Origin of the sequence: Shimia abyssi, from assembly GCF_003014475.1 — a bacterium.
Lineage (GTDB): Bacteria > Pseudomonadota > Alphaproteobacteria > Rhodobacterales > Rhodobacteraceae > Shimia > Shimia abyssi.
In genome coordinates, this window is record NZ_PYGJ01000025.1 from 26463 (window position 1) to 36546 (window position 10084).

A 10084-nucleotide genomic window follows, 5' to 3' on the forward strand; every position below is an offset into this window, starting at 1 on the left:
GACGTTTAGATGATTAGTCTTGTTCTCTTCGTTTCGCTCTTCGTGCTGCTGTTGCTTAGTGTGCCGATTGGCATATGTCTTGGCTTGGCCACAATGATTGTGATGCTGTTGGTTGATGGCACCCCACCCTTGGTCCTTTTGGCGCGATCCGTTGTGACTGGAGCGGATTCATTTCCGCTGATCGCGGTGCCTTTGTTCATTCTGGCCGGTGACCTGATGCAGCATGGCGGCATGTCTCGTCGGCTTGTTGGATTTGCCAACTCTCTTATCGGGCACATCCGCGCTGGGCTTGCCTATGTGAATGTGTTGGCTTGCGTCTTCTTTGCAGCCATTTCCGGGTCTTCACCGGCAACCGTCGCCGCGATCGGTTCAAACCTCATCCCCGAGATGGAAAAGGTGGGGTACACCCGTCGCTTTAGCAGCGCTCTCACGGCCTCGGCAGGTATGATCGGCGTCATGATCCCTCCCAGCATTCCCTTTATCATTTATGGGGTTACGGCTGAGGTGTCGATTGGGAAGCTGTTCCTTGCAGGAGTGGTTCCGGGTGTGTTGTTTGCAGTCATGTTCATGGCCATCGCGCGCTTGTTGCTGCGAAACGACCGCGACATAGCGGATTCTACAACCAGCTTTTCCAAGGCTGCCGTCAAAACGAGCTTTCGCGAATCCATCTGGGCGCTGCTAGTTCCCGTGATCATTCTTGGCGGGATCTACAGCGGCGTGTTTACACCGACGGAGGCGGGGGCAGTCGCTGTTGTATACGCGCTTCTGGTGGGATTGTTTGTGTATGGTGACATTACCATTTCAGAACTTCCCCAAGTGTTTGCCGACAGCGCCCGCACCAGCGGAGCAATCCTTGTCCTTGTGATCATGGCGACCGCTTTTGGCAGGCTGATAACAATTGCCCGAATACCTTCGGACATCGCATTGTCCCTAACCAATTTGTCTGACAACCCGATCATCATCCTGTTGCTGATCAATCTGCTCTTGCTTGTCATAGGCATGTTCATGGAGACGATTTCGTCGATCATTATCATGACTCCCATTCTGCTGCCTGTCGCAACTGCTGTGGGTGTAGATCCTATCGCATTCGGTGTGATCATCACCGTCAATCTGGCCATTGGGTTTTGCACGCCACCTCTTGGTGTCAACCTATTCGTTGCCAGCGGGATATCGGGTGTGTCGATTGAAAAGCTGAGCAAGTCGATCCTGCCGTTTTTCTTCGGCATGCTGATCCTGCTGTTCCTGATCACCTATGTCCCAGCCATCTCTCTAACCCTTCCGGCGCTTTGGTAGCCCCAATGGATCATCGCGCAACCTCAACCAACAACATCGGTTTGACGGATCTCGCACAAGCGGCATCCGTTTCTGAGAAAAGGTGACCAGCATGGATATTGATCTGTCTCATCCATCAATCGAAGATCTGCGTCAAAGGACGAAAAAGCGTATTCCAAAGTTCGCTTTTGAGTATCTGGACAGCGCAACAGGGCGCGAATTGGGACTCAAGATAAACCGTGACGCGTTGGATGCAGTTGGGTTCATGCCCGGTATCCTGCGTGGGCATGTCACTGCGGAACTTAAGACAACGCTCTTGGGGCAGACATTTGACGCCCCTTTCGGCATTGCGCCTGTGGGAATGTCGGGTCTGATCTGGGCCGGTGCCGAACGGCATTTGTCGAAGGCGGCGGTCAAACACAACATCCCGTTTTGTCTTTCGAGCGTTGCTGTCGCTTCGCCGGAAGACGTGGCTCCGCACATTGGTAACAACGGATGGTTTCAACACTACCCCGTCAATTCAGCCGAGCTTCGACGAAAAATGCTGCCCAGGATCAAAGCTGCAGGGTTCAACAAGCTTATCATGACCGTAGATGTGCCAGAGGAAAGCCGCCGCGAGCGGCAAAGGCGGGCCAACCTGACAGTGCCACCTAAGGTGGATGTACGTACCCTGACCTCCATGGCCATGCGTCCTGCATGGTGTCTGGCACACCTCATGGAAGGGATTGTTCCCCGGATGCGGTTTTTCGATGACTACATTGAACAACGCGGTCGCGAGAGCTTTACCCATGCCGGCGCCTTGATCCGAGGGTGTCCGGATTGGACGTACCTGCGTGAGTTGCGACATGAATGGGACGGAGACCTGATCGTCAAAGGTGTACAAAGGCCCGAAGACGCCAAGCAGCTGGCCGAAGAAGGAGTCGACTGCCTGTGGATTTCAAATCATTCAGGGCGTCAGTTCGAAGCGGGCCCTGCGGTGATCGACCAATTGCCAAAAATCCGCGAGGCCGTGGGGCCGGATATGCCGCTGATCTACGATTCTGGCGTGGCGTGGGGGTTGGACATAATGCGCGCTTTGGCAAAAGGGGCGAACTTTGTCATGCTGGGGCGCGCATTCCAATACGGGGTGTCAGCGTTCGGCACAAAGGGGATTGACCACGTAATCCACATCCTGCGGGCTGATATCCAGGCCAACATGAGCCAGTTAGGCATCGAAAAGATCAATCAGCTGCCCGATCTTTTGCTGGAAGTGTAGTGGCCGTGCAAAAGCACCCGAGGGTGATTTCCCGAGGTGCTGTTCGCCAAAATTGGGACACGATCACATGGGGTTCGTTGTCAGCGCAAAGATCGGCAGGGGTAGACGGCTTGGTGACAAATTCGAAGCGTCCGAAGAATTTGTTGCCCCTTTCTCCCAGCCGGGAAAACCAAAGTATAACGTCTTCAGTGAAAGTTTCCATGGTAAGTTCAGGGCAGAATACCTGAACACGCGCTGGTTCGTGGGCCTTGGTGGTGCCCTAGCGTCTGCTCCGCAACCAATTCCTTGAGATCCTTCGTCCACGGCGCATTAGTGAAGTTTTGGCCTCTTTTCGCCGTGCAAGTCTGGCGCCGCAAGGATCTGTTAGTTCGCAGAGCCCAAAGCCGGGCTGCTTGCCAAACCAAAATCGGTTGGAATTGCGATAAGCTGCAGACACGGGCGACTCTTGCGCTGGCCTATTCATCAAAATACGCGTTGTGCGTAGTGTAGATTGCCTCGATCGTCGGTGTTAGGCGATCGAGGTGCGTGCGAAGAGTCTGATCAGCTGTCTCTGCGTCGCCGCCAAACAAGGCCTGCAAAAGAATTTCATGGTCTTTGTATAGGGTGTCCATAGCGTCCTTGCTGGTCAGCGCCAACATACAAAGGCGGTCAACTTGGGCTTTGTTTTCTGCTATGATTTCGTAAGCAAACGTTTGTTTTGCTGAAGCGCAGAGAAGTCTATGAAACTGATAATCCAGGTCGTGAAAACGGTTGGAATCCCCTGACGAAATCGCGTCAGCTTGTTCGCGTAGATTCGCCTTCAAATCGGCATCCATCGACGTGTCACGATCTGTAGCGGCGCAGCGAACAACCTCTAGTTCAACAGCCGTTCGCACAAAGCGAGCATTGGCAATTAATTTACGCGAAAACGGCCTTACGACAGTTGCGCGCTGTGGGCGTATCAACAAGAGATTAAGGTTCGAGAGCCGGGTAAAAGCCTCCCGGACAGGTTGCCGGGAAAATCCAAAGGATTTGGCAATTTCTGTTTCCGAGATTTTGGTGCCTGGTAACAACTCCAATCGGACGATTCGCTCAAACAATTCGTCAAAGACAACTTCACTGCTCGTCGTGCGTTCGAGGTTTCTAAGTGGGGCCATCGAGAGTTTTCCAGATTCTGTTTCACCAAACTCTAGGAGGGGTCGGTGAAAAGATACAGTGAAGTTTGCATACTAGACGACAAAAATAGTGAATAATTTTGCGGAAAGCGGACAATAGTTTAATCTTTTCGGCATTTTTTAGTTGACTAGTATCCCAGTTTGATCGATTACATTGTTCATTGGCGAACACAACGCTGTTGTTCGTGCTGGGAGGCACTCAGGCTGCATTTAATTGGCAGGCAAGGGTCACGCACGATGGACTGCAAAGTTTCGGATAAGATTTTTCGACTATGTCTGGTCGGAGGAAAGCAAAACTTGAACCTGATCTGGGAGGATAGAATGTTCAACTTTTCACTAAAAATGATGGCCGTGTCGGCAATGCTGCTGAGTGGCGTTTCGATCGCACAAGCAGATGTTACCCTTCGCGGCGCTAGCATGTTTGATGAAGAGCATGCATTTACCAAGACATTGCGCGAGTTTGAGCGACTTGTCTCCGACAAGTATGATGGTGACGTGAGCTTTGACCTACGCTTGAACGGTGAGCTTGGCGTCGAATCGGACTATGTGACCTACCTTAACCAAGGTGTCGCCGTAGATTACACAATCCTCGCTCCGTCCAACATGGCAGTATTTTCGGAATCCATTCCCTTGATGGACATGCCGTTCCTGTTCCGTGATCTTGAGCACTGGAATGCAGTGTTGTCATCCGACGCACTTAAGCCTCTTGAAGATGATCTGCGCGAAGCTGCGGGAATTGTGATCGTCGGGTACCACGGTGGCGGAGTGCGGAACCTCGCCTCGGCAAAGCCAATTACGAATATGGACGATCTGTCTGGACACCGGATGCGTGTGATGGGTGCTCCAATTCAGGCGCAAACCTTTGCAGCCGTAGGTGCGGCCCCCTCAGCCATCGCATATAACGAGGTTTATAATGCGATCCAAACCGGGGTTATTGCCGGTTTCGAAAACGAAGCGGCGTCAATTCAGAATCTGAAATTTTACGAAGTCGCACCGCACATCTCGCTGACACAGCATACGATCACAGTGCGTCCCATCGTGATGTCAGCTAAGATTTTTGACGCGCTGCCAGACTCCTTGCAAGCCGCCATCATGGCTGCCGGCGCTGAAGCGGGCGCTTTTGGACGTGCGTTGGAGAGTGGTCAGGACGGCGAAAAGCTTCAAGCGATGATCGATGCTGGGCAGATTGAAGTTCATGATTTCGCAGGTCGCGAAAAAATGCTGGAAATGGTCCAGCCGGTACAGGACGCATATGCAGCAGAGCTAGGTGCGACTGAATTGCTCAACAACGTTCGCGGAATGTAATCTCTCTGTGGGCGGGCGGTGTCTTCTGACCCGCCCGTCACCACAACGTATGAGGCGCCTTGCGCATCACACAACGAAGGAGGGCAGATGACATGCTTGGAACTCTCATTAATCGGTTTTGTTTCGGCTTGCGCATACTTCTCGGTCTGATGATGGGGCTCCTCGCGATACCGGTCGCGATGCAGGTTATCTCACGCTATACTGGCATAATCCCCACTTTCCTCTGGACTGAAGAGCTGGCGACGTTCCTTTTTGTTTGGATCGTCATGATTGGGTCAGTTATCGCAGTATGGGACGGAACGCATTTCGATGTGCGGATCACGCCAGATGCCACGACGCCCGCCTTTCGGTTACTACAAAATGGGATTGTCCATGTTTCCATCATGGCGTTCGGAGCCTTGTTTCTGTTCTACGGAATTGAATACGCAGAATTCGGCGGCAAACAAAGGTCAGTTATGATGCGTGCCAATCTGATCATTACGCATGTCTCAGTTCCTATCGCCGGTGGGCTTTGGCTGTTGCTCGCAGGCTATCGATTTTCAGAAGCCGTGGCGCAATTCCTTAACCGAGAAAGCCTTTCGTCATGATCCTGGATACAACTACCGCAGCTTTAATGCTGATCGCTGGGTTTCTCGTTTTGATTTTCATCCGCATTCCAGTTGCCTTTGCACTTGGTCTGGCAACTGTCCCAGTCGTTCTGCTTGAACTGCGATTAACACCATTTATCGTCCTTGATCGGATGTTCCAATCCTACAACTCATTTATCCTTTTGGCAGTGCCGTTTTTCCTTTTGGCGGCAAATCTTATGAATTCTGGCAAGGTCACCGATCGTTTGATTGAGCTTGCTCGCGTACTTACCGGCTGGTTGCCGGGCGGTCTGGGCCATGTGAACGTGGCTGTATCCATGCTGTTTGCAGGCATTTCGGGATCTTCAACTGCCGACGCTGCGGGTATTGGCAAGATTTTGATCCCTGCCATGCAGAAAGAAGGGTACGACACAAGATTTGCCGTCGCGATTACCGCGTGTTCATCGGTGATGGGGGTTATAATCCCGCCCTCGATCCTAATGATCGTCTGGGGCGGCGTCATGCAAGTTTCTGTAGGGGCATTATTTCTGGGCGGTGCGATCCCCGGTCTGTTGATCGGTCTGGCTTTGATGGCGACGGTCTACGGCTTTGCGAAAGCCCGCAACTACCCCGTGACAGCAACCCCAAACTGGGGCGAGTTCGTGGCCGCCTGGAAAGGCGCCGCTCTTGCGCTTTTGACCCCCGTCTTTGTAATTGGGGGTATCGTGGGTGGCCTGGTCACTCCAACCGAAAGCGCCATCATCGCCGCAGGTTATGCGCTCATCCTCGGAATGTTTGTGTATCGAACCGTCACGCCGAGGGATCTAGGTCACATCCTTTACGACACAGCCCGTTTCGCTGCGATTTCGCTCTTTGCCATTGGTACAGCGTCCGCATTTGGCTGGCTCTTGTCTTTCTACAACGCGCCACGTCTCATTGTCAGTGTTTTGACAGCCTGGGAGTTTGGCCCATTTGGGACGGCGTTGTTGATTGCCCTTTTGTTCCTGCTGTTTGGTCTGTTCATCGATGCAATTCCGACGATCATCATTCTTGGTACAGTATTGATGCCCGTGGCGCAGGCAGGTGGGGTCGATCCGATTGCGTTTGCGATCATTGGTATTGTCTCGCTGGCATTTGGATTGGTTACACCGCCTTATGGATTGTGCTTATTGATTTCAGCGGCGATTGGCGGCCTGAATGTCGTGCAAGTCCTGCGCGAAGTGGTCTTCATTCTTGCTCCGATGCTGATCCTTCTCATCCTAATGGCGGCATTTCCCGAAATCATTCTGTGGCTTCCCAAAACGGTTATGCCGGGGGCGTTTCGATAAGTGCGCGGAATTTTGGGAGACTGGGTTCTAGCGGTGGGCAATGCAATGCAACCCTACGAAAATAGCTACGCATGCGCTTTGCGGCAGAAAGGATCGATATGAAACTTGCAGGCAAAACAGCCATTGTGACCGGTGGCGGACGTGACATTGGTCGGGCGGTCGCGGTCAAACTTGCGTCGGAAGGTGCGAGTGTTGCGATCAATTACTTCTCTAGTTCGAAAGGGGCTGACGAGGCTGTTGCTGAGATTAAGGCCAATGGCGGTAAGGCGATTGCCGTACAGGGAGACTTGAATAAGCAAACTGACGTAGATGCACTGGTATCGCGTTCGGTAGAGGCATTTGGCGGGGTCGACATATTGGTCAACAACGCTGGCGGCTTGATCGCTCGTAAAACCATCGCCGAAATGCCCGTCGAACACTGGGACGCTGTGATGCGACTCAATCTGACCAGCACATTCCTTATGACACAGGCATGTCTGACTAAGATGAAATCCGGTGTCATCGTAAATCTCGCGAGTCAAGCAGGACGCGATGGGGGTGGACCGGGCGCGGTCGCCTATGCCACTGCGAAGGGCGCAGTTATGACAATGACTCGTGGGTTGGCCAAGGAATTGGGCCCCGGCATTCGCGTGAACGCGCTGTGTCCCGGTATGATCGACACTGATTTCCACAACGTCCATACACCTGATGCTGGTCGCCGCGGCTTTGAAGCAAACGCACCGTTAAAACGTCAGGGGCATGTGAACGATGCGGCAAATCTGGTTTTGTTCCTAGCTTGCGATGACAGTGCTTTTGTCACAGGTGCGAACATCGATCTGAACGGCGGTATGCTGTTTTCCTAATCCACAGAGGAGGCCGATTGTGTATGAAATCCTGATATTCCCAGAGGGCAATGCCCACATCTGTATATGTTTGGAACCCAATAAAATGAGCAGCAACCATTCACGCCGCCGCGACGGGCTCCTGTGACTAGTATGCGGTATCTTGGGATCGGGGGAAGTAAGGCTGGGCCGACTCTTTCGAAACGATCAGGCAAATTTCGACTTGGGTTTGAGACAGATATTTGTGCGAGCGAGGCAAGGCCATGAAGCAAACTTGGCGGTGGTTTGGCCCTTCTGACATGATCTCGATTGGTGAAATCAGGCAAACTGGGGCAACGGGCATTGTTTCAGCATTGCATCATGTGCCACCCGGTGAAATCTGGTCGATCGAGCAGATAAAAAAGCGGCAACAACAAATTGAACGACCCGAAGGGGTTTCATCTGGCCTGACGTGGGATGTAGTGGAAAGCGTACCGGTTTCAGAGGCGATCAAATCGCAAACCGGCCCCCTAAAACAGCACCTTGCAGCATACAAGCAATGCCTTCGCAATCTGGCCGAATGCGGCATTCACACAATCTGTTACAATTTCATGCCAGTGTTGGATTGGACGCGCACAAACCTATGCCAGCCACTGCCGCATGGCGGACATGCCATGAGGTTTGAACTTGTGGACTTTGTCGCATTCGATTGCTTCATTTTGTGTCGCAAGAATGCCGAGCGGGATTATTCAGATGAAATCTTGCAAATGGCTCAAGCGCGGTTTGCCAACCTTAGCGATTCAGGGCGGCAGGCATTGTCGAACAATATTGTCGCAGGTTTGCCGGGCGCGAACGACAACTGGTCTCTCGCGGATGTAAAGCAAAAGCTGGCAACATATGAGGGCATGGGGCCCGAGAGGCTCCGATCCAACCTGATTGATTTCCTGTCAGAAGTTGTCCCAACTGCGGAAACTCTTGGCATCCGGTTATGCTGCCATCCGGATGACCCACCCTTTTCATTGCTTGGGCTTCCAAGGGTCATGTCGTCACAAAGTGACTACGCTACAGTTCTGAATGCAGTGGAAAGCCCTTCGAACGGCGCCACGCTCTGTACGGGTTCATTGGGCGTTGCCACGGATTTCAATCCTGTATCCTTTATCGCCGAGCTCGGTCACAAAATCCATTTTGTGCATCTTCGCAATACTGTGAGAGATGGACCGAGCGACTGTAGCCGCCATAGTTTTACCGAGGCAGAGCACTTGGCCGGAGACACAAACATGGTTGCAACAATTCGCGCCCTGTTGGCAGAAGAACAACGACGCCGAGATCAGGGTCGCATAGATCATGATATCCCAATGCGCCCGGACCATGGGCACGCATTGCTGAGCGATCTCGAGATGCCCTCACAACCCGGTTATCCACTTGTTGGTCGGTTGCGTGGCCTCGCGGAACTTCGTGGCGTCATACTTGGGTGTGCTTAGTTGTTCGAATGGTGAGCCAGTTAGGGCAAACTCAGGTTTTAGGGGGCAATAACCGTTTCCTGACTTATTGCTCATCGGCCATCTGCGTCAGGCGCCTAGTCTTTTGGCAAGTGTTGGAAAGCAAAGATACACCGAGATTTGTGAGGTTGCCGAGTTGTGTGCTTGCCCCCAATTCGCTTGCTAACGCTTCGTGCTGCGCAGCGAAAAGGGGCCCGCATACTAATTCAAACGGATATATTCGCCGCTATAGAACGGCGAGCGATGGTCTCTTCCAGTATTTCGAGGGGCCAAAATTCCCAAAGACGCAGGTTCTTTAGGCAGATACCTCGCTGCAGGCATATGATGTTCAACACAAGGGAGGCCCAGATCTGCCGAGCTTGTCCGCCACACACGCATGCAAACTTCCTTCATTTTTTCACCTCACGCAGTTGAGGTCTGTTTGTCATGTGTATTGTTACCTTTGCCACTCTTCTGACTTAGAGCCAACGCGTGAAAGTTCGTGCCCAGTTGGCGCAGGCAGAGTGAAGTTAGCCACCTTGGTAGGCACAAATTTGACCGTCGTCTTCGTGTGGTCAGTCAATCAATCACGTTCTTCGCGACCGAAATCACACGGCTCCAGTATTCCAGCAATATGGTGAGCGGCGGATTGGCTGAACTTGGTGTGATTCACGGGTGAGTTTCAATTTAGGCGCATGCGATTCCAACCGGGTCTGGTTTTAGGGTGCTGGTTTCAACCGGTTTCGCAGGGGTGCGCCAACCGAAAATACCCATAACCCCTTGAATTAAATATATTACTTAAGGATCTCCAACAAATATTGAGTTTTTTGTAAAAAGGGGTTGCGGGTTTTGATTGGTAACTTTAGAACCCCCCTTACCGGCGGCGCTGAGGCGCGGTTGGGGCGCCAGACGGAGCGGCGGACGAG

At 52.5% G+C, this 10084-nt stretch carries 9 protein-coding genes; 8 read left to right on the forward strand and 1 reads right to left on the reverse strand.

Annotation, left to right across the window (positions count from 1 at the left end; genetic code table 11):
- Positions 1-9 precede the first annotated feature (9 nt).
- The 3 genes from CLV88_RS21735 to CLV88_RS23820 all read left to right on the forward strand — a co-directional run bounded on the left by CLV88_RS21735 (position 10) and on the right by CLV88_RS23820 (position 2816).
- On the forward strand, positions 10-1293 hold the full coding sequence (locus tag CLV88_RS21735) for a TRAP transporter large permease (RefSeq protein WP_106610513.1): 1284 nt from the start codon (positions 10-12) through the stop codon (positions 1291-1293).
- Positions 1294-1384: 91 nt separating this feature from the next.
- Positions 1385-2527: an alpha-hydroxy acid oxidase gene (locus CLV88_RS21740; protein WP_106610514.1), complete on the forward strand. Its 1143-nt coding sequence runs from the start codon at positions 1385-1387 to the stop codon at positions 2525-2527.
- Positions 2528-2594: 67 nt separating this feature from the next.
- Positions 2595-2816, forward strand: coding sequence for an integrase core domain-containing protein (locus tag CLV88_RS23820; RefSeq protein WP_106610515.1), 222 nt, complete (start codon positions 2595-2597; stop codon positions 2814-2816).
- A gap of 166 nt (positions 2817-2982) precedes the next feature.
- On the opposite strand, the gene CLV88_RS21750 is transcribed toward CLV88_RS23820, so the two are convergent.
- Positions 2983-3663: a GntR family transcriptional regulator gene (locus CLV88_RS21750; protein WP_106610516.1), complete on the reverse strand. Its 681-nt coding sequence runs from the start codon at positions 3661-3663 to the stop codon at positions 2983-2985.
- Positions 3664-4002: 339 nt separating this feature from the next.
- Here CLV88_RS21750 and CLV88_RS21755 point away from each other — a divergent pair, with 339 nt between their 5' ends.
- The 5 genes from CLV88_RS21755 (at position 4003) to uxuA (ending at position 9161) form a co-directional block, all read left to right on the forward strand.
- Positions 4003-4986: a TRAP transporter substrate-binding protein gene (locus tag CLV88_RS21755; RefSeq protein WP_106610517.1), complete on the forward strand. Its 984-nt coding sequence runs from the start codon at positions 4003-4005 to the stop codon at positions 4984-4986.
- A 92-nt stretch (positions 4987-5078) separates the two neighbouring features.
- Complete coding sequence (locus CLV88_RS21760) at positions 5079-5573, forward strand: TRAP transporter small permease (protein ID WP_106610518.1); 495 nt, start codon at positions 5079-5081, stop codon at positions 5571-5573.
- The gene (locus tag CLV88_RS21765) at positions 5570-6880 is read left to right on the forward strand and encodes a TRAP transporter large permease (RefSeq protein ID WP_106610519.1); all 1311 of its coding nucleotides are present in this window, start codon (positions 5570-5572) and stop codon (positions 6878-6880) included. The genes CLV88_RS21760 and CLV88_RS21765 overlap by 4 nt, the downstream gene beginning before the upstream one ends.
- Positions 6881-6978: 98 nt before the next feature.
- Complete coding sequence (locus tag CLV88_RS21770) at positions 6979-7722, forward strand: SDR family NAD(P)-dependent oxidoreductase (RefSeq protein ID WP_106610524.1); 744 nt, start codon at positions 6979-6981, stop codon at positions 7720-7722.
- Between the two features lie 242 nt (positions 7723-7964).
- Positions 7965-9161, forward strand: coding sequence for a mannonate dehydratase (uxuA, locus tag CLV88_RS21775; RefSeq protein WP_106610520.1), 1197 nt, complete (start codon positions 7965-7967; stop codon positions 9159-9161).
- The last annotated feature ends 923 nt before the right edge of the window (positions 9162-10084 follow it).

Bases quoted from the DNA above. Each gene is read 5' to 3' on its own strand.
- CLV88_RS21765 (WP_106610519.1), top strand. From the start codon at position 5,570: ATGATCCTGGATACAACTACCGCAGCTTTAATGCTGATCGCTGGGTTT.
- CLV88_RS21760 (WP_106610518.1), top strand. From the start codon at position 5,079: ATGCTTGGAACTCTCATTAATCGGTTTTGTTTCGGCTTGCGCATACTT.
- CLV88_RS21735 (WP_106610513.1), top strand. From the start codon at position 10: ATGATTAGTCTTGTTCTCTTCGTTTCGCTCTTCGTGCTGCTGTTGCTT.
- uxuA (WP_106610520.1), top strand. From the start codon at position 7,965: ATGAAGCAAACTTGGCGGTGGTTTGGCCCTTCTGACATGATCTCGATT.
- CLV88_RS21770 (WP_106610524.1), top strand. From the start codon at position 6,979: ATGAAACTTGCAGGCAAAACAGCCATTGTGACCGGTGGCGGACGTGAC.
- CLV88_RS21740 (WP_106610514.1), top strand. From the start codon at position 1,385: ATGGATATTGATCTGTCTCATCCATCAATCGAAGATCTGCGTCAAAGG.
- CLV88_RS21750 (WP_106610516.1), bottom strand. From the start codon at position 3,663: ATGGCCCCACTTAGAAACCTCGAACGCACGACGAGCAGTGAAGTTGTC.
- CLV88_RS21755 (WP_106610517.1), top strand. From the start codon at position 4,003: ATGTTCAACTTTTCACTAAAAATGATGGCCGTGTCGGCAATGCTGCTG.
- CLV88_RS23820 (WP_106610515.1), top strand. From the start codon at position 2,595: ATGGGGTTCGTTGTCAGCGCAAAGATCGGCAGGGGTAGACGGCTTGGT.